This window comes from Actinomadura nitritigenes (genome assembly GCF_017573545.1).
In the GTDB taxonomy this organism is placed as follows: Bacteria; Actinomycetota; Actinomycetes; order Streptosporangiales; family Streptosporangiaceae; genus Spirillospora; species Spirillospora nitritigenes.
The window spans coordinates 63,106-86,739 of the sequence record NZ_JAGEOK010000010.1 but is presented as its reverse complement, the minus strand read 5'-3'; the positions used below and the strand labels follow the sequence as shown (position 1 = coordinate 86,739).

The following is a 23,634-nucleotide window of genomic DNA, read 5'->3' as shown; positions in this document are numbered from 1 at the left end:
GCCTCTCGGCCCGAGTCCGAGGTTACCGAATGGACCCGGCGCCTGTGAAACTCCCGTCCCCCTTTCCCGCACAATCCCAGGCGGGAGCGGGGGCGGTCAGGGGCGGCCGCAGGCGCGGAGCAGCGCCGCGGTGAACGCGCCCGGGTCGAAGGCCGGGAGGACGGCGGCGAGATGGCCGTCGGGCCGGACGAGGTGAACGGTGTCGGGTCCCGCCCGCAGCGCGGCGCGGACGGCGCCGGAGGCGTCGATGGCGTCCAGGGCGTGGACCGCGAGGGGGACGCCGGCCGCCGACTCCCGGATCCGGTCGCACCGCTCCCCCGCGGCGGCCAGGGCGACGAACTCCGCGCCGAACAGCCGCCGCAGCCGGGTCGCGCGCCCGTCGACGACGCAGGGGCCGTCGGGGCAGAGGACGCCGGGGACCGGCGGGCGGGCGGCCCCGGCGGCGCGCGGGAACCCGCCGGCGGGCGCCGATCCGGGTCGTCGAGGCGGCGTGGTCAGCGGCGAGTCGATGTACCAGTACGGCTCGGCGAGCTTCCCCGAGTCGATGCGGGCGCGCGCGCCGGGGTCGGTGAGCGCGGCGTCCAGCGCGGTCAGCCGCCGGTCCCTCTCGCCGGCGGTGTGCGGGACGAGGAACTCCATCGTGCGGGTGGTGACCGCGAGGTTCTCCCGCGCCGCCGCCCGGCGCTCGGTGTCGTAGCTGGCGAGGAGGAGCTCGGAGCCGTGGCCGCGGCGGGCGAACGCGAGCTTCCAGGCGAGGTTCTCGGCGTCCTGGACGCCGGAGTTCAGCCCGCGCGCCCCGAACGGCGCGTACAGGTGCGCCGCGTCCCCCGCCAGGAACGCCCGGCCGCGGCGGAACGTCTCGGCGCACCGCTGGTGGAACCGGTACACCGACGCCCACACGATCTCGTAGGGGGCGTCGCCAGTGATCTCCCGGATGCGCGCGTCCAGGGCCCCGGAGGCGCGCTCGGCCTCGAAGTCGTACCCGGCGGGCATCTGCCAGTCGATCCGCCACGTCCGGTCGGGGCACTGGTGCACGAGGACCTGCCGGCCGGGGTTCCATTCGGGGTCGAAGTAGAACCGGCGCTCGTTCGGGAACGGCAGGTCGGCGCGGACGTCGCAGATGAGGAACCGGTCGTCGAACGAACGGCCGGGGAACCCGACGCCGAGGAGCCGGCGGACGGCGCTGTGCGGCCCGTCGGCCCCGATCAGGTGGCTTCCGGCGACGGTGGCCGCGCCGCCCGGGGTCTCCGCGCGGACCCGCACCCCGTCCTCGTCCTGGTGCAGGCCGGTGACGCGGTGCCCGTACCGGACGTCCACCAGGGGTTCGGCGTCCGCCAGGTCGCGCAGGTACCGTTCGACCTCGGCCTGCGAGATGTTGATCCAGGGCGGGACGTCGCCGCGGACGGCATCGGGGAACGTGACCGCGAACAGCTCGGTGCCGCGGTAGTAGGTGCGGCCGGTCGTCCAGGTGACCCCGCGCGCGATCATCCGCTCGGCGCAGCCGGCGCGGTCCAGCACGTCGAGGACGTCGCGCTGGAAGCAGATCGCCTTGGACCCGGCCGGCTCGCACCGGTCCGCGGCCTCCAGGACGGTCGCGGGCACGCCCGCCCTCGCCAGCAGCAGCGCGGCGACCAGGCCCACCGGCCCGGCCCCGGCCACGACGACCGGCGCGTCCGGCGCGCCGGACGGGGCGTCGGGCCCGGCCGGTGCCGGGTCAGCCCTGGAGCTCATCCCAGACGGCCCGGTCGCGCTCGGCGGTCCAGATCGCGGGGCGCTCGACGCCGGACAGCTCGTCCCACAGCCGGGACACGTCGAAGGGCAGGCAGTGCTCGAAGATCGGCCACCGCCCGTACTCCGGCTCCAGCTCGGCGCGGACCGCCTCGAACGCCTCCTTCAGCGTCCCGCCGCGCCCCTGCACGGCCGTCACCTCGCGGATCATCACCTGCAGGAAGTGCCGTGTCTGCCCGATCGCCGCGTCCACCGCCTCCCGGCCGGCCGCCACCGCGCCGCGGCCGCCCACCAGCGCCTCGGCGCCGAGGGCCGCGACCCGGTCCAGCGTCCCCGACGCCCAGTCCCGGTGGAAGGCGTCCCCGGTGTAGAGCGCCGCCTGCGCCTCCACGAGGTCACCGGCGAACAGCACCCCCTGCCTCGGCAGCCACGCGACGATGTCGCCCTCGGTGTGCCCGCGCCCGCAGTACCGGAGCACCAGCTCGCCGCGGTCGCCGCCGAGCTGGATCGTGAACCGGTCGCTGAACGTCGCCGTCGGCCACGTCAGGCCGGGGATCGACGCCGGCTCCTTGAACAGCCGCGGCATCCGCCCGAGCTCCGACTCCCAGTCCTGCCGCCCGCGCTCGGCGACCAGCTCGCGCGTCTTCTCGTGCGCCACGACGACGTCGGCGCCGAACGCGCTCGCGCCCAGCACCCGCACCGCGTGGTAGTGCGACAGCACCAGGTACCGGACGGGCTTGTCGGTGTGCTCGCGGAGCATCGACAGCCACTCGCGCGCCGCCACCGGCGTGGCGAGCGCCTCGAAGCACACGACGAAGTCCTCGGCCTCGACCGCGCCGACGTTCGGATCGCCTTCGGCGGTGAGCGCGTACACCCCGTCCGCGAGCACCTCCAGGCTCCGCTCTTTCTCCGCCAGGTCGGCCGACGACGCGAACGGTTTCATCCCTGGTCCCTCCCCGCGGTCAGCGGACTCGGCCACCCTGGTGTCCTGCCCGGCGAGCGCCGGGGCGGAACAACGAAGTCCGACAGCCCGGTGGCCCGCCGCCTGGCAGAGTCCTCCGGCAGGCCCTACTTGCCGATGAACCCCTTCGACTGCAGCCAGGTCTGCGCGACGTCGGTGGGCTCCTTGCCCCGGATGTCGACCTCCCCGTTGAGGGTCTGCAGGACGGAGTCGGTGAGCGCCGCCGCGATCGGGTTCATGATCTTCTCGATGGCCGGGTGGTCCTTGTCGACCGCGTCGCGCACCGTCAGCGCGGGGTTGTAGACGGGGAAGAACTTCCTGTCGTCGGGGATCGAGGTGAGGCCGAGCGCCTTGATGCGGCCGTCGGTGGTCGCGACCTCCCCGAAGTCGCACGGCTTGCCCTTGCCGATGGCGTCGTAGATGGCTCCCTCGGCGAGGGTCGCGACCGACGACTTGGGCAGCGTGAACCCGTACGCCTTCTGCAACCCCGGCCAGCCGTCGCTGCGCCCGGCGAACTCGCTGGCCACGCAGGTGGACGCCTTGGCCGGGTCGGTGTGCGCCAGCTTGGCGTAACCGGACAGGTCCGTGATGCCGAGCCGCTGCATCGTCGTCGTCTTCACCGCGATGGCGTAGGTGTTGTTGGCGGGCGCGGCCGCCAGCCACTTCACGTGGTTCTTGCCGAGGTCCTGCTGCGCGACGGCCTGGTACTGCTCGGTGGGGTTGTTGAGCGGCTTGGTGTTCTTCAGGTAGTTGATCCAGGCCGTCCCGGTGTACTCCCAGTACATGTCGATGCTGCCGGACGTCAGCGCGGCGCGCGTGGTGTTGCTGCCCTGCAGCCCGCACTTCTCCTTGACGGTCGCGCCCGCCGACCGCAGCGCCAGCGCCGTGATCTGGCAGAGGACGAGCTGCTCGGTGAACTCCTTGCCGCCGACCGTGACGGTGGCGCCCTTCAGCGAGTTGCCCTTGGCGAGGCTGCCCGCCTTGGCATCGGTGCCGGACGAGCTGAAGCACCCGGCGGTCAGGCCGACGGCGGCGACGGAGGCGACGAGGGGGAGCAGGCGCATGGTGACTCTCCTCAAGGGGATTCAGATGCCGCGCGGGCGCAGGTAGTGCTCGACGATGCCGATGAGCCAGTCCGCCGCCATCGCCAGCACGGCGGTCAGGACGCTGCCGGTGAGCAGGATCGGGGTCCGGTTCAGCGCGATGCCGGTGTTGATGAGGTCGCCGAGGCCGCCCGCGTTGGTGAACGCGGCGAGCGTCGCGCTCCCGACGTTGAGGATCACCGCGACGCGGACGCTGGCGAGGATCACCGGCACGGCGAGCGGCAGCTCCACGCGCAGCAGCACCGCCGTCCGGGACAGCCCGATGCCGCGCCCGGCGTCGATCAGCGACCGGTCGACGCCCCGCAGCCCCACCATGGTGTTGCGGAGCACGGGCAGCGCGGACACGAGGATGAGCGCGATCACCGCCTTCTGGAAGCCGATGCCGACCGTGACGGCGAGCAGCACCAGCACCCCGATGGACGGGACGGCCTGCCCGACGTTCGCCAGCGCGAGGAACGGCGCCGCCAGGGGGCGCAGCCCCGGCCGGGTGAGCAGCACGCCGAGCGGGATCGCGATCGCGAGGACGAGGGCCGTCGACACCGCCACCAGCTCGATGTGCTCGACGAACCGCTGGGTGATCACGTCCCGGTTGATCGAGCGCCTCTCGATCGCGTCGAGGTGCCGCCCGTGCAGGTAGGCGAAGAGGGCGGCGGTCGCGAGGACGAGGACGGCGGGCGTCGCGATCATCCCGGTGGCGGAGCGGGGAGCCCTGTCCCCGGCCGCCTCGTCCCGCGCGGTCCGGTCGCCGCGCGGGCCGTCCGGGCGGCCGTCGAGCATCGCGGTGACGCTCATCGGCGGCCGCTCTCCCGGCCCGGCGCCTCCGTCAGCGGCCGCTCGCCGGACGGCGGCCCGGCAGGCGGGTCGGCGAGCGGCCCGGCGGACGCCTCGGACGCCTCGGCGGGCGGTGACCCGCCGCCGCTCGGCGTCTCCCGCACGATCGTCGACCAGGAGACGGCGCCGGCGGGCCGCCCGTCCTCGTCCAGCACCACCGCGCCCTCGTCGCCGGCCCGCAGCATCGCGTCGAGCGCCTCGTACAGGCTCTGGTCCGCGCGCACGCTCGTCGACACGGGGCCGACCGCCTCGACCGGCACCAGCCCGATCGACCCGACCTCGACCAGCCGGAGCCGCCGCATCGCCGCGCCCGCACCGACGAACGACGCGACGAACGCGTCGGCGGGCTCGGCGAGGATCGCCGCGGGCGCGTCGTACTGGACGAGCCGGGCGTGCTCGCCGAGCATCGCGATCCGGTCGCCGAGCTTGAGCGCCTCCGTCAGGTCGTGCGTGACCAGCACGATCGTCTTGCCGATCCGGGCCTGCAGCTCCAGGAACGCGTCCTGCAGCCGCTCCCGCGTGATCGGGTCGAGCGCGCCGAACGGCTCGTCCATCAGCATCGCGGGCGGGTCGGCGGCGAGCGCGCGCGCCACCCCGACCCGCTGCTGCTGCCCGCCCGACAGCTCCTTGGGGTAGCGGCCCCGGTACGTCCCCGGGTCCAGGCCGACCATGTCGAGCAGCTCGTCGACGCGGGCGCGGACGCGCTTCTTGTCCCAGCCGAGCGTGCGCGGGATGAGGCCGATGTTCCCGGCGATCGTCATGTGCGGGAACAGCCCGACCTGCTGGATGACGTAGCCGATGCGGCGGCGCAGCTCGTCGGGGTTCACCCGGGTGACGTCCTCGCCGTCGAGGAAGATGCGCCCCCCGGTGGGCTCGATCAGCCGGTTGATCAGCCGCAGCGTCGTCGTCTTGCCGCAGCCCGACGGCCCGAGCAGCACGACGATCTCGCCCTCCCGGACGCTCAGCGTGAGCCCGTCGACGGCCGGCGCGTCCTGGCCGGGGTAGCGCTTGGTGACGCCGTCGAGCCGGATCATCTCCGTCATCGCATGCCCCTCGGTGTGGTCAGCCGCGACACGGCGGCGAACAGCAGGTCCAGGGCGAGCGCGAGCAGCGCGACGCCGAGCGTGCCGGCGAGCGTGTCGTTCAGCGCGTTCGCGCCGCCGATCCGCGACAGCCCCCCGAAGATCAGCTCGCCGAGCCCGGGGCCGGCGACGGCGGCGGCGATCGCGGCGATCGCGACCGTCATGATCGTGGCGACCCGGACGCCGGTGAGCACGACGGGCCAGGCCAGCGGCAGCCGGATCCGCAGCAGCCGGCTCGCGCGGCCCATCCCCATCCCGCGGGCCGCCTCCTCGACCGCGCCCGGCACCGACTCCAGCCCGGTGATCGTGTTGCGCAGGATCGGGAACACCGCGTACAGCACGAGCGCCGTGATCGTCGGCGCCAAGCCCAGCCCGAACAGCGGGATCAGCAGCCCGAACAGCGCCAGCGACGGGACGGTCAGCATGGTGCCGGTGACGCCGAGCGCGAGCCGGCTCAGCCGCGGGCGGCCCTCCACCGCGATGCCGAGGCCGATCCCGACCACCGCGGCGATGCCGACGGCGATCAGCACCACCTCGGCGTGCTCGGCCATCTCCCGCGCGATCGTCGGCCACCGGTCGGCGAGGTAGTCGGAGAAGCTCACGCGCGCCTCCCGTCACTCGGCGGTAAGGGCGGGGGAACCGGGACGAGGACGGTCAGGCGGGCGTCTCCCATACCAGAAGAGGCTGCCTACGGGTGATCAATATGGCAAGAAAAGTCAGGACACAGATCTGTTAACCGGGACTCAGCCCGGTTCGTCCCTCAGGTGGCGCAGCAGCAGCGCCAGGTCCAGCCGCAGCCGCCCGCCGGGCGCGTGGAAGGAGAATCCGAGGCGCCGTTCCGCGTGCGACAGCCGCGCCGCGATCGTGCTGTGGTGGCGGTGCACGCGGGCGGCGGCCTTGCGGGTCGAGCCCGTCGCGCAGAACGCGACCAGCACCGCCAGGACGTCGTCGCCGTGCGGTTCGGCGGCGAGCCGGTCGAGCGCCGCCACGTCCGCGACCAGGGCGATGTCCTCCGGACGCAGCCGCGCGGCGATCGCGGCGAGCCCGCCGAGCCGGTCGTGGCGCACCACCGACGGCAGGCCGTCGCCGAGGGTCGTGAACCGCAGCGCCGACCGGGCCAGCCGCCACGCGTCGGGCGCCTCGGCGCCGGGCAGCGCGGGACCGACCCCGATCCGCGTCCCGTCCGGCGTCCGGTCCTCCAGGTCCGCCGGGACGTCCCGCGCCAGGACGGCGTGCACGTGCCCGAGCGTCGCGGCGCGCGCGTCCCGGCCGAGGACGCCGAGCACCGCGGCGGCGTCGCCGCCCGCGACGGCCAGCACGTGCAGCGGCGCGGACGGCTCGAACCGCATCGCCCGCAGCGCGCGGGACCGTTCGGCCTCCGCGGCGTCCGCCGCCACGACCAGGTCCACCAGCGCGGCGTCGTCCCGGCCGCCGCGCTCGCGCTCCAGCAGCACCGTCGCGGCGAAGGCGAACCGTTCCAGCACGATGTCGTCCAGCGGCAGCGGCGCGCCGGACCGCTCCAGCCACACGATCCCGGTCTCGGCGAACTCCCGGACGGCCCGCTCCCCCGCCGCCGCGCCCGGCTCCGAGCGCAGCGAGATCCCGCGCGCCGGGTCGGCCAGCCCGGCGGGGCACTCGGCGAGCGTCGCGGTGGCGCGCACCAGGGCCTGCGGGCTCGCGCGTCCCGCGATCAGCCGGTCGAAGAAGCCGATCACCCGGACGGCGTTCTCCGCGTCGGCGTCGAGCCCCGACAACCGCAGGAGCAGCCCCTTCATGGACGGATCGTACGCCACCCGACGATCGGCGGATTCCGGTCCGCGATCCCCGCCGGTCGGCGGCTGGGCGGGACGGCCGATCGCGCCGAAACTGGTGGTCAGCCGCCGAGAGGAGCCGGAACGTGACGTACGCCTTCGACCCGGAGCTCGCCCCGTGGATCTCCATGATCCCCGAGATCACGCTGACCGACCCCGCGGCGATGCGGGAGGCCGACGACCGGCTCCTCGACGCGCGCCCCCGGTACGAGCCGCCCGTCCCGGTCGACGTCCGCGACGTCGCCGTCCCCGGACCCGGCGGCGCGCCGGCGGTACCGGTGCGGATCTTCACCCCGGCGGGGGCGGGCGGGCGGCTGCCCGGCCTGCTCTACATCCACGGCGGCGGGTTCGTCCTCGGCAGCGTCGACGCCTTTCACGACGACGCGCTGTGCATCGCCGCCGAGGTCGGCGCGGTGGTGCTGTCCGTGGAGTACCGGCTCGCGCCCGAGCACCCGTTCCCCGCCGGCCTGGAGGACTGCTACAGCGCGCTGACCTGGACCGCCGCGAACGCCGCCGGGCTCGGCATCGACCCCGGCCGGCTCGCGGTCGGCGGCGAGAGCGCCGGCGGCGGCCTGTCCGCGGCGACCGCGCTGCTGGCTCGCGACCGCGGCGGCCCCGCGCTCTGCTTCCAGCTCCTCGGCATCCCCGAGCTCGACGACCGGCTCGACACCCCGTCGATGCGCGCGTTCGCCGACACCCCGATCTGGAACCGCCCGAACGCCGAGCTGAGCTGGGACTACTACCTCGGCGAAGGCGTCCGCGGCACCGCCGGGGTCTCCCCCTACGCGGCGCCCGCCCGCGCCGAGGACCTCACCGGCCTGCCGCCCGCCTACGTCACCACCTGCGAGTTCGATCCGCTCCGCGACGAGGGCCTCGCGTACGCGCTGCGGCTCGTCCAGGCGGGCGTGGGGACGGAGGTGCACCACTACCCGGGGACCTTCCACGGCTCCGGCCTGATCCCGGACGCGGCCGTCTCCCGCCGCATGGCCGCCGACCGCCTCGGCGCGCTCCGCCGCGCGCTGCGCACCGTCGAGCAGCCCGCGTAGGCATGGCGACCGGCGCGGGGCGTCCCTACCGGGACGTTCCGCGCGCCCGCGCGGCGGCGGCGGCACCGGCCCGGCGCCCGAAGAACGAGCCCTCGCCGAGCTGGGTGCCGGAGCAGTACCCGGCGCCGTCCTGGGCGATGTTGGACGCGCAGGCGCCGGCCGCGTAGAGCCCGCCGATGACCGACCCGTCGGCCCGCCGGACCTCGCCGTCGACCGTGGTCGCCATGCCGCCGAGGGTGAAACCGGCGTACAGGGCGGTGCCGAGGGTCAGGTCGTAGACGCCCCACGGCCCCTTCGCCTGCGGCGCCAGCCAGTCGGGGTGCTTGTGGAAGTCGGGGTCCTCGCCCCGCGCGGCGTGCTCGTTGTAGCGCGCCATCGTCGCCGCGAGCGAGCCGGGAGGCAGCTTGAGGCCGGCCTCCATCTCCTCGATCGTCTCGTAGCCGTCCTTCAGCGGGACGAGCGGCATCCGCTGCTCCTCCATGTGGTCGCTGTCGGCGATGAGGTACGCCGCCGCGCCCGGCTGCCGGAGCACGAAGTACGAGGTGCGCGCGTGGTAGCTGTCCTCGGCCACGAACCGCTCGCCGCGGCTGTTGACGATCAGGCCCTTGACCAGCGACGACGGGGGGTAGAACGGGGCGGTGATGAACGGCTCGTCCATGTGCTCCAGCGCGGCGCCGGCCGACTGGCCCAGCCGGATGCCGAGCCCGTCGTCGTAGGTGCCGCCGAGGGTGAACAGCTTCTCGCCGAGGGCCGGCGTGTAGGCCGCGACCATGTCCGCGTTCATCACGAACCCGCCGGCCGCGATCACCACCCCGGCGGCGGCGACCACACCCGTCCGGTCGAAGTTCCGCCAGGCGACGCCGGCGACCGCGCCGCCGGCGTCCACGACCAGGTTGGTCGCGCCGGTCTCGTAGCGGACCTCGACGCCGGCCTCCTCGACCCGGTCCCGCAGCAGGTCCATCACGATCTTGGTGCCCTCGGTGTCGCCCGGCACCGGGACCTTGTGGCCGCGCGGCGCCGGCGGGATCCCGTCGCGGAAGGGCCACACCTTCTCGTTGCCGGTGAACATCAGCCCCTCGGTGCCGGGCTGGATCACCGCCTTCCCCGGGAAGTAGGAGCGCTCGAACGCGAACCCCAGCGCCTCCAGCCAGTCGAAGTGCTCGACCGAGCCCTCGCAGTAGGTCCGGATCTTCTCCTCGTCCGGGTCCTTCGTGCTCGCCATCAGGTAGCGCGCCATCGCCTCGGCCGTGTCCTCATGGCCGGTGGCCTTCTGGACGGCGGTGCCGCCGCCGAGGTAGAAGTGGCCGCCCGACATGCTCGACGTGCCGCCGTGGACGGCGGCGCGCTCCAGCAGCAGCACCCGGGCTCCCGAGCGCGCGGCCTCCAGCGCGGCGCACCCTCCGGCGATCCCGAAGCCCACCACCACGACGTCGAACCGCTCGGCGCCGTCGGGGAGTTCCGCGGCCGGTACCACCGCGGGAACGGCCATTCCAGGGGAGGTCTGTGCGTTCATCGGTTCCTGTCTCGAATCACTGTGCTTCTGGGGTCACCGGACGTCCGGGGGCGCCGGGGTCACTTGTGCGGGATCTGGTTGACGGTGCCGCCGTCGATGACGAACTCCGTCCCCGTGGCGTAGGAGGACTCGTCGCTGGCCAGGAAGACCACGAACGACGCGACGTCCTCGGGCAGGCCGGGCCGCCCGAGCGGGACCGGGATCATGTCGTCGGGGATGCCGTCGGTGAGCGGCGTCCGGATCAGGCCCGGGTGCAGCGAGTTGACCCGGACGCCGTGCGGCGCGAGCTCCATCGCGACCGACTTGGTCAGGCCGCGCAGCCCCCACTTCGACGCGACGTAGCCGTGCGCCCAGGACGTGCCGCGCAGCCCCTCGATGGACGAGGTGTTGATGATCGACCCGCCGCCGGCCGCGATCAGCGCGTCCGTCGCCGCGCGGATGCCGAGGAAGGGGCCGGTGAGGTTGATGTCGATGATCTTCTGCCACTTCTCCAGCGAGAACCGCTGGATGGCCGCGCCGTTGGCGATCCCGGCGTTGTTGAACAGCACGTTCAGCCCGCCGAACTCGCCGACGGCGGCCTGCACGGCGGCGGTCCAGTCGTCGGGGCTCGTCACGTCGAGGTGGACGTAGCGGGCGGCGTCGCCCAGCTCGTCCGCGACGGCCTTGCCCTCCTCGTCGAGGATGTCGCCGAGCACCACCTTCGCGCCCTCAGCCGCCAGCGCCCGTGCGCTCGCCGCGCCGATCCCGCGCGCGCCGCCGCTGATCAGGGCGATCTTCCCGTCCACGCGTCCCATGTCGATGTCCTCTCTGTCGCGGGGTCTCAGCGGGCCAGCGTGTTCGCGAAGACGCCGCGGGCGGTGTTGAACGGCAGGTCGAGCGGGGTCCGCAGGCCGGGCGGCGCCGCGACGACGTCGGGGATCGCGTTGACGATGCGGCCAGCGCCGGCGGCGATCGCGGCGTAGTTGTGGTCGCCCTTGGCGCTGGTCGGGCACACGTCGACGCGGTAGGACGGCTCGCCGGTGATCTCCAGCCGGTAGGATCCGCCGTCCTGCGCGGGGCGCGGCCAGTCGGGGCGCAGGTCGTCGCGCAGCCGGGTCGTGTGGTCGATGACGAGCACCTCCTTGCCGGCGGCGACGCCGGTGATCTGGAACCGCATCGCCGCGACGCCGCCCCGCGGGATGTGCCCGGCGGCGACGTCGAACGCCTCCGGCGCCGGCTCCCGCTCGTACGACTCGGTGATCTCGTCGAGCTCGAAGCCGAACCCGCGGGCCATCATCCGGAGGCTGACGCCCCAGGACGCCGCCAGGATCCCCGGCTTGAACATCCTCGGCAGGTCGTCCAGCGGCCGGCCGAAGCCCATGAAGTCGAACATGACCGGGCCGCCGTCGTACGTCGCGTAGTCGGCGATCTCCGAGCAGCGCACCTGCTCCACCCGCTGGCAGGTGCTCGCGATCGCGAAGGGCAGCAGGTCGTTGACCCATCCGGGGTCCACGCCGCTGGCGAACAGGCTCGTCCCGCCGGCCTCGCACGCCTTCTCGATGGGGTCGATCATGCGGTCGGGCAGCAGGCCCCACGGGTAGATCAGCGGCACCGGCGAGGACGCGGCGACGTTGCTGCCGGAGGCGAGGATCCGCTCGATGTCGGCGAGCGCCTCGAACAGCCGGGTCTCTCCGATCGCGCAGTACACGGTGCAGTCCGGCCGCACCGCGAGGGCCGCGTCGAGGTCGTCGGTGGCGGCCACGCCGGTGACCGTGCCGAGGCCGGCGAGGTCGCCGGCGTCGCGCCCGACCTTGCCGGGGTCGGACACGACGAGGCCCGCCAGCTCGAAGCGGGGGTCCTCGATCAGCTGCGCCAGGGCGATGCGGCCGACGTTGCCGGTCGCCACGTGCAGGACGCGGATGGCCATGGTGCTCCTCAGTCCCGCTTCTCGGCGGCCCGTGCGGCCTTGCGGGCCGCCTTGGCGATCGTCTCCTCGACGATGGAGTTGAGCCGCGCGCCGTTCGGCCAGCCCGCGTAGTGGCTGAGGAACACGACGATCTCGCGGAGCGCCGCGTCGTCGAGCTCCCCGGCGGCGTGGGCGGCGGGCACCTGGATGCCGAGCACGTCGGCGGCGCCCTGCCCGGCGAGCAGCCCGATGAGCAGCAGGCGCCGGTCCCGGTCGGACAGGCCGGGCCGCTGCCAGACGTCGCCGAACAGGTGGTCGGCGGTGTAGCGGAAGAAGTCGCCGGTGCCGTCGGTCATGTCGAAGCCGTAGACCTGCTCCATCTTGCGCAGGCCGCGGGCCCGCGCCTCGGGGAGGCCGTCGAACTTCCCGGTCTTCTCGTCGCTCACTGCTGCTCCTCGGGAAATCCCAGGCCGGGCGCGAGGCGCTCGCGCGCGATCCTGGCCAGCGGTACGTCGACGCCGAGCTCGTCGGCCAGCGCGATCGCGAAGTCGAGGTCCTTCTCCGCGAGCTGCCGGAGGTGGCCGAAGGTGGTGAACCAGAACGACCCCGGTTCCATCTCGGCGGTCGTGTCCCGGTACATGATCGCTCCGGGGCCGCCGGTGAGCGCGTCGGTGTGCCGGACCACCTCGCCGAGCGCGACGATGTCGAGCCCGGCCGCCTCCGCCAGCCGCTGCGCCTCGGTCGCCGCGGTGAAGGCGGCGTAGTGCATCAGGTTGCGGGCGAGCTTGAACTTCGTGCCCGCGCCGATCGGCCCGGCGTGCACGACCTTCTTCGCCAGGACGTCCAGGACCGGGCGGACCGCGGCGAACGCCTCCTCCGAGCCGCCGACCATGATGGCCAGCTCGCCGGTGCCCGCGCCCATCACGCCGCCGGACACGGGCGCGTCGACCAGCCGGACGCCCCGCCGTGCGGCGAGGGCTTCCAGTTCGGCGGGCGTCCCTGGCGCGACGGTCGAGTGGACCGCGACGGTGAGGCCGGCGGGGGCGGCGGCCAGCACCTCGTCCAGCACCGAGCGGACCTGCTCGTCGTTGTTGACCATCACGCACAGCACGTCGCTGCCGGCGGCGAGCGCGCCGGCGCCGCCGGCCGCCTTCGCCCCGGCCGCGACCAGCTCCTCGACGGGCGCCGCGGCCAGGTCGAACACGCTGAGGGCCAGCCCGGCGTCGGCCTGCTGCGCGGCCAGCCGGGTCGCCATCGGCTTGCCGATGTCGCCGAGCCCGACGAATCCGACGCGGACGATGTCGCTCATCCCGTTCCCCTCCACGTCCCCGCCTAGGCCGGTTCCGCCGTGGTCTTGGTCTCGAGGTACTCCTCGAACCCGGCCACGCCCATCTCGCGGCCGATCCCGGACTGCTTGTAGCCGCCGAACGGCGCGTCCGCGCCGAACCACAGCCCGCCGTTGACGCCGATCGTGCCGGTCCGGATCCGCGCCGCGACCGCCTTCGCCCGCTCCAGGTCACCGGAGTCCACCGACCCCGAGAGCCCGTACGGCGACTCGTTGGCGATCCGGACGGCGTCGTCGTCGCCGTCGTGCGCGATGACGGTCAGCACCGGGCCGAAGATCTCCTCCTGGGCTACCCGCGCGGTGTTGTCGAGGCCGGCGACGACGGTCGGCTCGATCCAGAACCCGCCGGCGAGCTCGCCGTCCTGCTCGGCGATCCCGCCGCCGGTCGCGAACCGCCCGCCCTCCCGGACCGCGAGGTCGAGGTAGGACTTCACCCGGTCGCGCTGCGCCGCGGAGATGACAGGACCGCAGATGGTGCCGGGGTCGGCGGGGTCCTTCGCGCCCAGCGAGGCCATCGTGGACGCGGCGATCTCCACCGCCTCGTCGTAGCGGTCCCGGGGCACCACCAGCCGGGTGGTGATCGCGCATCCCTGGCCGGCGTGCACGGACGCCGCGAACGCGGTGGTGCCGACGACGGCCTTGAGGTTCGCGTCGTCCAGCACGATCGCGGCGGACTTGCCGCCGAGTTCGAGGAACACCCGCTTGAGGGTCGGCGCCGCGGCCGCCGCGATCGCCCGTCCCGTGGCCGTCGAGCCGGTGAACGAGACCAGGTCCACGCGCGGGTCGCCGGTCAGCAGCGCCGCCACCGTGTTGTCGCGCGGCGTCACGACGTTGAGGACGCCGGCCGGGATGTCGGTGCACTCGGCGAACAGCCGGCCCAGCTCGGCCGCCAGCCACGGGGTGTCGGGCGCCGGCTTGAGCACCACCGTGTTCCCGGCGGCCAGCGCCGGCCCGATCTTGGCGAGGTTGATCTGGTTGGGGAAGTTCCACGGCGTGATCGCCGCGACGACCCCCACGGGCTCGCGGTGCAGGGTGCGGCGCGACCGGATGCCCATCGTGACGCCGACGCCCAGGTCGGTCTCCCACGCGTAGCCCTCCGCGAGGTCGATCGTCCACTTCAGGCTCTCGACCGGGGTGTCGAACTGCGGGCCGGCGACGAAGAACGCCGGCGCCCCCGCCTCCGCGGTGGTGAGGGCGCGGAGCGCGTCGGCGTTGTCGAGCAGCGCCTGGTGGAACTGGCGCAGCACCCGGATCCGCAGCGCGCGGTCGGTCGCCCAGCCGGACTCGTCGAACGCGCGGCGGGCGGCGCCGATCGCGGCGTCGACGTCGGCCGCGGTGCCGTCGGGCGCCCGGCCGATCTCCTGCCCGGTCGCCGGGTTGAGGATCGGGTACGACGCCCCGCCGCCCGCGGCGCCGAGCTTGCCGTCGACGTACTGCTGCGCGGGCGGATTCGTGGGAACGCGCTCGGTCATTTCGCCGCCTCCGGCGCGTCCTTGGGGGCCTGCGTGATGTGGTCGCCGCGCTCGACGGGCGGCGGCCACAGGGTCGAGGGCATCTCGGCGTAGTGGTAGTGGCCCGGGACGCCGTGCCCGGCGACCTTCATCCGCTTCAGCAGCGTCTCGGGCGCCTTGCCGGAGTTGATGATCTCCATGAAGGTGTGGACGTTCGACGGCATGTCGAACCAGTCCCGCTGCCAGGCGATCTTGATCTGGCCGGCGTCCGCGCCCGCGGACTGCCGCTCGACGCCGAACCACGAGCCGCCGATGCCGAGGATCTCGTACTCCCCGCCCGTCGCGTCGTTGATGATCCCGGACTTCTGCTTCCAGAACCCCACGATCATCGACTTCTTCTCGTCGATCACCGTGACCTGGTAGTCGTAGTGCCAGCCGTCGAGGCCGTCCATCTCGATGCCGATCGCCCAGTCCCGGATCTGGTCGCGTCCGACGGCCATGAAGTGCTCGTCGGGGCTGTACATCCAGCCGTACGTCGCGTCCTCGGCGTACCACTCGGCCATCACCCGCCAGTCGCCGGTCCGCTCGGCCTCGCGGTTGATCGCCAGCCAGGAGTCCCAGAACTCCTCGATCTCGGCCCGGGTCAGCCCGCCGTCTTCTCCCACGTCGTCCCCTCAGTCCTCGTCGATCGAAAGCGCGAAGGCCGGGCAGTACCGCACGGCCGTGGCCACGTCCTTGCGGCGGGACTCGTCCGGACGCTCGTCGAGGATCACGACCACGTCCTTCTCCTCGTCGAACCCGAACACGTCGGGCGCCTCGCCCTGGCACAGCTGGTGCCCCTGGCAGATGTCGGTGTCGGCGACGACGCGCACCGCGCTCACCTCCCGGCCCGGCGCCGGTACCGCACCCGGCAGGGCCGCTCGAGCTGGATGACCATCTTGGTGAAGTCGTCCCGGTAGGAGTCCAGGGGCTGGGCGGCCTCGAACGTGTAGTCGCGCAGGACCACGGAGAAGATCGCCTTCATCTGCATCATCGCGAACGCGTTGCCGACGCAGCGGTGCCTGCCGGCGCCGAAGGGGATCCAGGTCCAGCGGTTCTGCAGGTCCTCCTGCCGGGGGTCGATGTAGCGTCCCGGGTCGAAGTCGCCCGCCTTGGGGAAGTCCTCCTCGATCCGGTTGGAGACCCGCGGCGACGCCGCCAGCATCGTCCCGGCGGGGATCGTCCTGCCGAGCAGCTCGAAGTCCTCCCGGACCAGCCGCATCAGGATGATCAGCGGCGGGTGCAGGCGCAGGGTCTCCTTCAGCGCCGACTCCAGCACCGGGATCGACCGCAGCGCCTGGAACGACACCTCGGTCCCGTCGGCGTACAGCGCGTCCAGCTCGGCGACCACCTCGGCCAGCACGTCCGGGTGGCGCAGCAGCTCGATCATGGCCCAGGACGCGGTGCCGCTGGAGGTGTGGTGCCCGGCGAACATCATCGAGATGAAGATGCCGGTGATGTGGTCGGCGCTCATGTCCAGCGAGATCAGGACGTCGAGCAGGTCGCGCTGGTCGCGCGGGACCTTCCCCCGCTCCTTGCGCCGCTCGATGATGCCCTGCACCAGCCCGACCAGCTTCTCCCGCGCCGCGTCGCGCAGCCGGAAGCTGTCGATGTCGGCGTACGGGTCGACGTAGGCGATGGCGTCGGTGCCGCGCTCCAGCTCGTGGTAGTGCTCGGCGAACGAGGCGTCCAGCTCGTCGCGGAACGGCTTGCCGATCAGGCACGCCGAGGTGGTGTAGATGGTCAGCTCGGCGAAGAAGTCGAGGAGGTCGATCTCGCCCTCCTCGCCCCAGCCGGCGACCATCCGGCGGATCTCCGCCTCGATCGTCCGCGCGTGCCCGCGCATCATGTCCCCGCGCAGCGCCTGGTTCTTCAGCATCTGCTGGCGCTCCTCCGGCGAGGCGTCGAACACGACGCCCTTGCCGAAGATCGGCGTCATGAACGGGTACGCGGCGGCCTGGTCGAGCCGCTCGTCGGGCGCGCGGAAGAACACCTCGTTCGCCTCGGCGCCGCTGACCAGCACCACGTCCTTGTCGGCGAGCCGGAAGCGCCCGACGTCGCCGCACTCCTCGCGGACGCGGTGGAACAGGGAGATCGGGTCGGCCCGCATCTCCGGCAGGTGACCGGTGCCGCGGATGATCTCGGGCACCTCGGGGCTCTGGTCGTCGAGGACCGTGCTCACCTCGGGGATCGCGGCGAGCCGATGACTCTCGGCGGGGGTCATGGCTTCTCCTCCACGGGCGCTTCGGGATTGACGTCGAGCAGGCTGAGGTGCACGCCGCGGGGCGCGCCGACGATCGTGGCGATCGCGTCGGCGTGCGCCCTCGCCTTGAGGAAGTGGGGGTGCCGGGCGAGCCCGAAGCGGACCCACTGGTCGAGCACGAAGGCGGCCTCGTCGGCGTCCCAGTCGGCGCCCATGCCGCTCCACGTCGGGCCGGGGCGGATGACCGAGGCCCGGACGCCGGTGCCCTCCAGCTCCATCTGCAGCGCGCTGACCATTCCCTCCAGGCCCCACTTGCCGGCGGAGTACGCCGACATGAACGGCCGCGCGCGCACGGCGACGTCCGACGAGACGAAGACGATGTCGCCGCGCCGGCGCCCGACCATCGCGGGCACGAACGCCCGCGCGACCCGGTGCGCGCCGACGAGGTTGAGGTCGATCTCCCGCGCGAAGCGCTCGGAGCTGACCTCGATGGTCGCGCCGGGCGCCACCAGCGCGGCGTTGCTGACGACGACCTCGATGTCGCCGAGGTCGGCGGTCGCCTTCGCGGCGAAGTCGGCGACCGAGCCGTCGTCGGAGACGTCGAGCGCGTGCGCGACCGCCTCGCCGCCCTCGGCGCGGATGGCCGCGGCGATCTCCTCGAGGACGCCGACCCGGCGCGCGCCGAGCGCCACCGGATGGCCGGCCGCCGCGAGCACCTTGGCCGTCTCCGCGCCGATGCCGGACGACGCGCCCGTCACCACCGCGGGGCGGCGTTCGGGATGCGGGTACTTCCTGGACATCTCCGGTCCCTCCCAGTCCCTCCGCCTCAGCCCTTCCTCAGGGTGAAGCCGGTCGGCAGCTCGGCGAAGCCGCGGACGCTGGTGGAGTGCACGCGCACGGCCCGGTCGGCGTGCACCTCGAAGTCCTCGACGCGCCGGACCAGCTCGTTGAGCACGACCCGCGTCTCCAGCCGGGCCAGGTTCGCGCCGAGGCAGAAGTGCTTGCCGGAGCCGAAGCTGAGGATCTGGCCGAGCTCGCTCTTGGGCCGGTGGACGTCGTACACGGTCGGGTCGGTGAAGACCCGCTCGTCGCGGTTGGCGGAGCCGAGCAGGACGAGCGCCTTGGACCCGGCCGGGATCGTCGTGCCGTGCATCTCCACGTCGTCGACGACGTAGCGGGCGAGCATCTGGCTGGAGGTGTCGTGCCGCAGCGTCTCCTCGATCCACGGCGTCACCAGCGTCTCGGGATCGCCGGGGTCCGCGAGCACCTCCGCCTTCTGCCCGGGGTGCGCGGAGAGGTGGTACAGCGCGTTGCCGAGCAGCTTGGTGGTCGTCTCGTTCCCGGCGACCACCATGAGGAAGAGGAAAGCGATGATCTCGCTGTCGTCCAGCCGGTCGCCGTCGATCTCGGCCACGGTGAGCGCGGCGGTGAGGTCCCCCGCCGTCTCCGCCGCGGCCCGGCGCTCCTTCACCATCCCCGCGTAGTAGGTGAGGAGCTCGCCGGCCGCCTCCATGCCCGCCGGCGGGACGTCGCGGACGCCGTCCTCGCGGTGCACGACCAGGTCGGCGAGGCGCCGGACCTCGTCCCGGTCGGGCTCCGGCACCCCCATCATCTCCGAGATGACGTCCATGGGGAGCTTCCCGGCGAAGTCGGTGATCCAGTCGGCCTCGCCGTGCTCGGCGCTGGCGGCGAAGGTGCGTTCGAGGTAGTGGTCGGTGAGCCGCTGGATCTGCGGCTGGAGCTCCTTGACCCGGCGCGGCGTGAACGCGGCGGACACCAGCCTGCGCAGCCGGGTCTGCCGCTGCCCGTCGAGGGCGAGGAAGCTCATCACCCGGTGCGCGTCGGGGCTCCACGCGCTCGCGTCGAGGGAGACGCCCATCCGGTTGGAGAACGCCGCGTCGTCGCGGAGCACGTCGAACACGTCGGCGTGGCGCGAGACCACCCACAGGTCGTCCCGCTCGGCGTGGAAGACCGGCGCCTCGTCGCGCAGCCGCCGGTAGAGCGGGTACGGGTCCTCGTGGAACTCGTAGTCGTAGGGGTCGAAGACCAGGGGTTCGACCCCTACGTCACTCGAAGCGCTCATTCGTTGCCCCTCATGATCACTTCCACGGCCGAGACGAGCCGGTCGGCGATCTGGTCGTAGGTCAGCAGGCCCATGCCGGCCTGCAGCAGCGCGCCGGTGAAGGTGAGGACCAGCACCTCCAGGACGGCGGCGTCGGCCTGCGCCCCCGGCCGCCCCGGCCCGGCGAGGGCCGCCTCGAACCGGGAGTAGAACTCACCGCCGATGCGCAGGCGCAGCCGCGCGACGTCGGGATCGCCTCCGAGCAGCGCCGGCGTCACCGCCGCCGCCAGCTCCGGTTCCGCGACGATCCGGGCCGTCAGCGCCCGGACGGTCGCCTGCAGCCGCTCGGTGGCGCCGGCTCCGGCCGGCGCGGCGCCGTCGTCCTCGCTGAGGTGCCGCCAGAACAGCTCCGCGAAGAGGTGGTTCTTGGACGAGAGGTAGGTGTAGGCGGTCGCCGGGGAGACGCCCGCGCGCTGGGCCACCGTCCGGATCGTCAGCGTCTCGTGCCCGACGGCGCGCAGCTCCTCGAGTCCGGCGGCCATCAGGTTCTCCACCGTTTCGGCCTGCCGGGCGTTGAGGCCCTGCCGCAGCGCCGGACTGGTCACCTGACTGGACATGTGTCCACCGTAGACCGGGCCGGAGATCGCCGCAATAGCCGGATCTGAATCGACTTCTCCTTTTTCCAGTGGAAGGCCGACCCGCGGACATCACGGTCGGACAGCTGTCCAGTCACTATTCCAGGAAGCCTAGAACACGTTCTACTATGACGCCATGCGCAACGGAATCGTGCTCTTCACCTCCGACCGCGGCATCACGCCGGCAGCCCTCGCGAAGGCCGCCGAGGAGCGCGGCTTCGACACCTTCTACGTGCCCGAGCACACCCACATCCCGGTGCGCCGCGACGCGCTGCACCCCACCGGCGGCCAGGACCTGCCCGACGACCGCTACACGCGCACCCTCGACCCGTGGGTGTCGCTCGCGACCGCCGCCGCCGTGACCGAGCGGATCGGCCTCGCCACCGCCGTCTCGCTGCCCGTGGAGTCCGACCCGATCACGCTCGCCAAGACGCTCGCGACCCTCGACCACCTGTCCGGCGGCCGGCTGACCATCGGCGCCGGCTTCGGCTGGAACACCGACGAGCTGGCCGACCACCACGTCCCGGCGGCGAGGCGCCGCACCGTCCTGAAGGAGTACCTGGAGGCGATGCGCGCCCTGTGGACCGAGGAGGAGGCTTCCTACGACGGCGAGTTCGTGTCGTTCGGGCCGAGCTGGGCCTACCCCAAGCCGCCGCAGGGCCGCATCCCGGTGATCGTCGGTGCCGGCGGCGGACCGAAGACCATGCGGTGGATCGCCCGCCACGCCGACGGCTGGATGACCACGCCGATCGAGACCGGCATCGCCGGCAAGGCCGCCCTGCTGCGCCGCGAGTGGGCGGACGCGGGCCGCCCCGGCGAACCCGACGTGCGGATCCTCGTCGCCAAGCGGCCCTCCCCCGACGACCTCGCCGAGTGGTCCGCCGCCGGCGCGTCCGAGCTGATCTGGGGCGTGCCCGACGCCGACGAGGCGACGGTGATCGAATACCTGGACAAGACCGCCGCCCGGCTCGGCCTGACCGCGAAGTGACGCCCACGAGAACCCGTTTCATCTTCGAGGAGATCGCCAGATGACGCACCCTGGAGCGATAGCGCCCAGCCGATACGCCGCACTGTCCCGGGAGGAACTCGCCGTCGCCGTCCCGGAGCTGCTCCTGATCGGGCAGCTCATCGACCGTTCCGGAATGGCGTGGTGCATCTCCGCGTTCGGCCGGGAGGAGATGGCGCGGATCGCGATCGAGGAGTGGGCCGCGTCCAGCCCCGTCTACACCCGGCGGATGCAGCGGGCGCTCGGCTACGCCCCCGAGGTGCCCGGGAAGGGCGACGTCCCGACGATCTTCAAGGGCCTCCAGCTGGACATCGGCGCCCCGCCGCAGTTCATGGACTTCCGCTACACGGTCCACGACCGGTGGCACGGCGAGTTCCACCTCGACCACTGCGGCGCCCTCATGGACGTCGAGCCGATGGGCGACGACTACGTCCGCTCCATGTGCCACGACATCGAGGACCCCACCTTCGACGCGACCGCCGTCGCGACCAACCCGAAGGCCCGGGTCCGCCCGATCCACCGGCCGCCGCGCTCGCCCGCCGACCGGCACCCGCACTGCGCCTGGACCGTGGTCATCGACGAGTCCCACCCGGACGCGCAGGGCATCCCGCTGCTCGCCGACAACGAGCGATCGCGCGCCGCGACCCTCGACCTGGCGCCGATCGACCCGGCCGACGACGGCCTCGCCGACTACACCGGCCCGCTGCTGTCCGACCTCGACTTCGCCGCCTTCTCCCGCTCCGCGCTCGCCCGGATCGCCGACGAGGTGTGCCTGCAGATGCACCTGCTCAACCGGGCCTTCACCCTCGCCGTGGCCGCACGCGCCGACGACGAGGGCCTGCTCCGGATCCGCCGCAGGCAGCTCGTGGGCATCGCCGGCGTCGCCGCCGAACGCCTCGCGCGCGCCCTCGACCTGCCGGCCACGCCGGAGGGGGCCGCCCGGCTCCTCGCGGTCCACCCGCTCCTCAATCCGTCGGCCTACGTCGACGCGTCCGTCGGCGGCGCGGCCGTCACCGTCCGCCCTTCCCCCGCCCACGAGGACGGCGCCTGGATCTCCCTGTGCGGGCCCGGCTGGACGACCGCGCTCCAGGCCGTCGTCCGCGCCCTGGACCCCCGCCTCGACACCATGGTCACCGGCAGCGACCAGGACTGGCGGCTGACCGTCGTCCGCCGCGACGAGCCCGCGCCCGAGCCCGACGAGGTGGCCGTCGTCCGGTTCAGCACCGGCTCCGACTTCGCCTTCAAGCCCCGCCGCTCCTTGCCGATCACGCCCGTCTGACGCGCGAGCGGTTCGTTCAAGACCGGCCACGCCGGACGGCCGACACTTCCGGTCATGACCGAGCAGACCTTCACGCCCGCGCTGGGCCGCGTCGCCCTCCCCCGCCTCTACGACGCCGTGATCGCGCTGACCAGGGAACGCCTGTGGCGGAGCATGGTCGCCATGCACGCCGCGGTCAGGGCCGGCGACCTCGTCGTCGACGTCGGCTGCGGCACCGGATCGCTGGCCCTGCTCCTGCACGGCGTCGAGCCGTCCGCTCGCATCATCGGCGTCGACCCGGATCCGAAGGTGCTCGCGGCCGCCGAGCGCAAGGCGGAAGCGGCCGGCGTCGAATGGCGGACCGGGATGGGCGACGCGCTGACGGACATCGTGGACGCGGGAACCGCCGACACCGTCGTGTCGAGCCTCGTCCTCCACCAGTGTCCCGTGCCGATGAAGCGGGCGATCCTGGCGTCGATGCTCGAGACGCTGCGGCCCGGCGGCCGGCTGGTCATCGCCGATTTCGGTCTTCAGCGCACCCGGCCGATGCGGCTGGCCTTCCGCCTGGTGCAGCTGGCGGACGGCCGCGAGGACACGCAGTTCAACGCCGACGGGAGGCTGCCGGGCCTCATCTCCGAGGTCGGCTTCGTCCAGGTGCGGGAGACCGCGGCCGTGCCGACGGTCAACGGCTCGATCTCCATCTACACGGCGCGGCGCGGCTGACGCCCGAGCGCCCGGACGACCTCCGAAGGCGTCAGCCCCATCATGCGGCGCATCTCGCGGGTGAAGTGCGCCTGGTCGGCGAAACCGCCCGCAAGCGCGGCGCCACTCAACGTCCGTCCCTCGCGCAGCGCCTCGGCCGACCGGGCGAGGCGCCGCCAGATGCGCCAGCGCGCGAGCGGCATGCCCAGCTCCGCCCGCGCCAGCGCGCGGAGCCGCTGCGGGGACAGCCCGACCCTCGCCGCCAGCGCCGTCATCGGGATCCGCTCGTCCATCAGCACGCGCATCGCGTCCAGCAACCGCCCGTCGAGTTCCCCCGACAGACGGCCACCGGCGACGTCCTCCTCACGCAGCCCCCGCATGCCGGGAGCCGGGGTGATGCCGCTGCCGCAGACCACCCGCAAGCGATCGGCGAACGCGCAATGCGGCTCCACGAAGAGGGTGCGGAGCTCCCGGACCGGAAGCAGCCTGTGACCGACCATGGGCGGCACGATCAACGCCACATCGCTGAAGCGGTTTCCGGCCTCATCGTCCATGGCCACCTCACCATGAACGCCGATGGCCACCTGGAAGGCGGCATGCCGATGAACGGTCCCCTCCGCCACGGCGCCCTGATAGAGCGCGTAACCGTCCCCGATAACGAAGTACGCCCCCTCCATCCCCACCTCCCATCACCACCACGCCACCACCCGCACCCCCCATCCTGACGGACACACCCCCACCCCGGACCAACACGACGCACACCCCACCAACCCGGCGCGCGTCACGGCCGTCGACGCCCGCACGCCACAACCCGGCGCACCACGAGGCCACCAGCGCACACCACGGTCGACGCAGCGCAACTCGCCGGTAGCCAGCGCGCTCCACGATCATCACCGCACACCACCCCATACCTCCAGGGCAGTGCACATCACGGCCGACGCGACGCGCGCCACGGCCGATGCAACGCACACCC

At 73.3% G+C, this 23,634-nt stretch carries 24 protein-coding genes; 4 read left to right on the top strand and 20 right to left on the bottom strand.

Translation table 11 applies throughout. The features are described 5' to 3' along the window. Nucleotides 1-96 precede the first annotated feature (96 nt). The 7 genes from J4557_RS16935 to J4557_RS16905 form a co-directional block, all read right to left on the bottom strand. Nucleotides 97-1,731 (bottom strand): FAD-dependent monooxygenase, encoded by a 1,635-nt coding sequence (locus tag J4557_RS16935; protein ID WP_208267504.1) that lies wholly within the window; start codon nt 1,729-1,731, stop codon nt 97-99. Next, nucleotides 1,715-2,671, bottom strand: a complete 957-nt coding sequence (locus J4557_RS16930; protein WP_208267503.1) for an MBL fold metallo-hydrolase — start codon at nt 2,669-2,671, stop codon at nt 1,715-1,717. Before J4557_RS16930 ends, J4557_RS16935 begins: the two co-directional genes overlap by 17 nt. Before the next feature lie 125 nt (nt 2,672-2,796). Then, a complete protein-coding gene (locus J4557_RS16925; RefSeq protein WP_208267502.1) occupies nt 2,797-3,753 on the bottom strand; it encodes a glycine betaine ABC transporter substrate-binding protein in 957 nt (318 codons plus the stop codon). A gap of 21 nt (nt 3,754-3,774) precedes the next feature. Beyond that, the gene (locus J4557_RS16920) at nt 3,775-4,584 is read right to left on the bottom strand and encodes an ABC transporter permease (RefSeq protein WP_243775897.1); all 810 of its coding nucleotides are present in this window, start codon (nt 4,582-4,584) and stop codon (nt 3,775-3,777) included. After that, entirely contained in the window at nt 4,581-5,666 is a 1,086-nt protein-coding gene (locus J4557_RS16915; RefSeq protein WP_243775896.1) for an ABC transporter ATP-binding protein, read from the bottom strand. Before J4557_RS16915 ends, J4557_RS16920 begins: the two co-directional genes overlap by 4 nt. Then, on the bottom strand, nt 5,663-6,307 hold the full coding sequence (locus J4557_RS16910; protein WP_307799889.1) for an ABC transporter permease: 645 nt from the start codon (nt 6,305-6,307) through the stop codon (nt 5,663-5,665). Before J4557_RS16910 ends, J4557_RS16915 begins: the two co-directional genes overlap by 4 nt. 141 nt (nt 6,308-6,448) lie before the next feature. After that, nucleotides 6,449-7,480, bottom strand: a complete 1,032-nt coding sequence (locus J4557_RS16905; RefSeq protein WP_208267501.1) for a helix-turn-helix domain-containing protein — start codon at nt 7,478-7,480, stop codon at nt 6,449-6,451. A 122-nt stretch (nt 7,481-7,602) separates the two neighbouring features. Between J4557_RS16905 and J4557_RS16900 the strand changes: the two genes are divergently transcribed. Then, the gene (locus J4557_RS16900) at nt 7,603-8,562 is read left to right on the top strand and encodes an alpha/beta hydrolase (protein ID WP_307799888.1); all 960 of its coding nucleotides are present in this window, start codon (nt 7,603-7,605) and stop codon (nt 8,560-8,562) included. 25 nt (nt 8,563-8,587) lie between these two features. Here J4557_RS16900 and J4557_RS16895 read toward each other — a convergent pair whose 3' ends face one another. Genes J4557_RS16895 through J4557_RS16840 form a run of 12 tightly spaced genes read right to left on the bottom strand, consistent with a single transcriptional unit; the run spans nt 8,588 to nt 19,677 of the window. Then, on the bottom strand, nt 8,588-10,075 hold the full coding sequence (locus J4557_RS16895; RefSeq protein ID WP_208267500.1) for an FAD-binding protein: 1,488 nt from the start codon (nt 10,073-10,075) through the stop codon (nt 8,588-8,590). Nucleotides 10,076-10,134: 59 nt separating this feature from the next. Then, nucleotides 10,135-10,869 carry a glucose 1-dehydrogenase gene (locus J4557_RS16890; RefSeq protein WP_208267499.1) on the bottom strand — a complete coding sequence of 245 codons (735 nt, stop codon included), beginning with the start codon at nt 10,867-10,869 and terminating at the stop codon, nt 10,135-10,137. Between the two features lie 26 nt (nt 10,870-10,895). Continuing rightward, nucleotides 10,896-11,981 carry an NAD(P)H-dependent amine dehydrogenase family protein gene (locus J4557_RS16885; RefSeq protein WP_208267498.1) on the bottom strand — a complete coding sequence of 362 codons (1,086 nt, stop codon included), beginning with the start codon at nt 11,979-11,981 and terminating at the stop codon, nt 10,896-10,898. A gap of 8 nt (nt 11,982-11,989) precedes the next feature. Continuing rightward, the gene (locus tag J4557_RS16880; RefSeq protein WP_307799885.1) at nt 11,990-12,406 is read right to left on the bottom strand and encodes a carboxymuconolactone decarboxylase family protein; all 417 of its coding nucleotides are present in this window, start codon (nt 12,404-12,406) and stop codon (nt 11,990-11,992) included. Next, nucleotides 12,403-13,269: an NAD(P)-dependent oxidoreductase gene (locus J4557_RS16875; RefSeq protein ID WP_208267497.1), complete on the bottom strand. Its 867-nt coding sequence runs from the start codon at nt 13,267-13,269 to the stop codon at nt 12,403-12,405. The genes J4557_RS16880 and J4557_RS16875 overlap by 4 nt, the downstream gene beginning before the upstream one ends. 23 nt (nt 13,270-13,292) lie before the next feature. Beyond that, a complete protein-coding gene (locus J4557_RS16870) occupies nt 13,293-14,777 on the bottom strand; it encodes an aldehyde dehydrogenase (protein WP_208267496.1) in 1,485 nt (494 codons plus the stop codon). Next, nucleotides 14,774-15,421, bottom strand: a complete 648-nt coding sequence (locus J4557_RS16865; RefSeq protein WP_208267495.1) for a nuclear transport factor 2 family protein — start codon at nt 15,419-15,421, stop codon at nt 14,774-14,776. The genes J4557_RS16870 and J4557_RS16865 overlap by 4 nt, the downstream gene beginning before the upstream one ends. A gap of 9 nt (nt 15,422-15,430) precedes the next feature. Further along, nucleotides 15,431-15,628 (bottom strand): ferredoxin, encoded by a 198-nt coding sequence (locus tag J4557_RS16860; RefSeq protein ID WP_208267494.1) that lies wholly within the window; start codon nt 15,626-15,628, stop codon nt 15,431-15,433. A 5-nt stretch (nt 15,629-15,633) separates the two neighbouring features. Beyond that, a complete protein-coding gene (locus J4557_RS16855; protein WP_208267493.1) occupies nt 15,634-17,019 on the bottom strand; it encodes a cytochrome P450 in 1,386 nt (461 codons plus the stop codon). Further along, nucleotides 17,016-17,798 (bottom strand): SDR family oxidoreductase, encoded by a 783-nt coding sequence (locus J4557_RS16850; protein ID WP_208267492.1) that lies wholly within the window; start codon nt 17,796-17,798, stop codon nt 17,016-17,018. The genes J4557_RS16855 and J4557_RS16850 overlap by 4 nt, the downstream gene beginning before the upstream one ends. 26 nt (nt 17,799-17,824) lie before the next feature. After that, nucleotides 17,825-19,081, bottom strand: a complete 1,257-nt coding sequence (locus J4557_RS16845) for a cytochrome P450 (RefSeq protein WP_208267491.1) — start codon at nt 19,079-19,081, stop codon at nt 17,825-17,827. Further along, entirely contained in the window at nt 19,078-19,677 is a 600-nt protein-coding gene (locus J4557_RS16840; RefSeq protein ID WP_208267490.1) for a TetR/AcrR family transcriptional regulator, read from the bottom strand. Before J4557_RS16840 ends, J4557_RS16845 begins: the two co-directional genes overlap by 4 nt. Nucleotides 19,678-19,831: 154 nt before the next feature. On the opposite strand from J4557_RS16840, the gene J4557_RS16835 reads away from it, so the two are divergent. Genes J4557_RS16835 through J4557_RS16825 form a run of 3 tightly spaced genes read left to right on the top strand, consistent with a single transcriptional unit; the run spans nt 19,832 to nt 22,682 of the window. After that, a complete protein-coding gene (locus J4557_RS16835; protein ID WP_208267489.1) occupies nt 19,832-20,683 on the top strand; it encodes an LLM class F420-dependent oxidoreductase in 852 nt (283 codons plus the stop codon). A gap of 40 nt (nt 20,684-20,723) precedes the next feature. Further along, the gene (locus J4557_RS16830; RefSeq protein WP_208267488.1) at nt 20,724-21,980 is read left to right on the top strand and encodes a hypothetical protein; all 1,257 of its coding nucleotides are present in this window, start codon (nt 20,724-20,726) and stop codon (nt 21,978-21,980) included. 54 nt (nt 21,981-22,034) lie between these two features. Next, nucleotides 22,035-22,682: a class I SAM-dependent methyltransferase gene (locus J4557_RS16825; protein ID WP_208267487.1), complete on the top strand. Its 648-nt coding sequence runs from the start codon at nt 22,035-22,037 to the stop codon at nt 22,680-22,682. Here J4557_RS16825 and J4557_RS16820 read toward each other — a convergent pair. Next, the gene (locus J4557_RS16820; RefSeq protein WP_208267486.1) at nt 22,661-23,338 is read right to left on the bottom strand and encodes a helix-turn-helix domain-containing protein; all 678 of its coding nucleotides are present in this window, start codon (nt 23,336-23,338) and stop codon (nt 22,661-22,663) included. The genes J4557_RS16825 and J4557_RS16820 overlap by 22 nt on opposite strands. Nucleotides 23,339-23,634 lie beyond the last annotated feature (296 nt).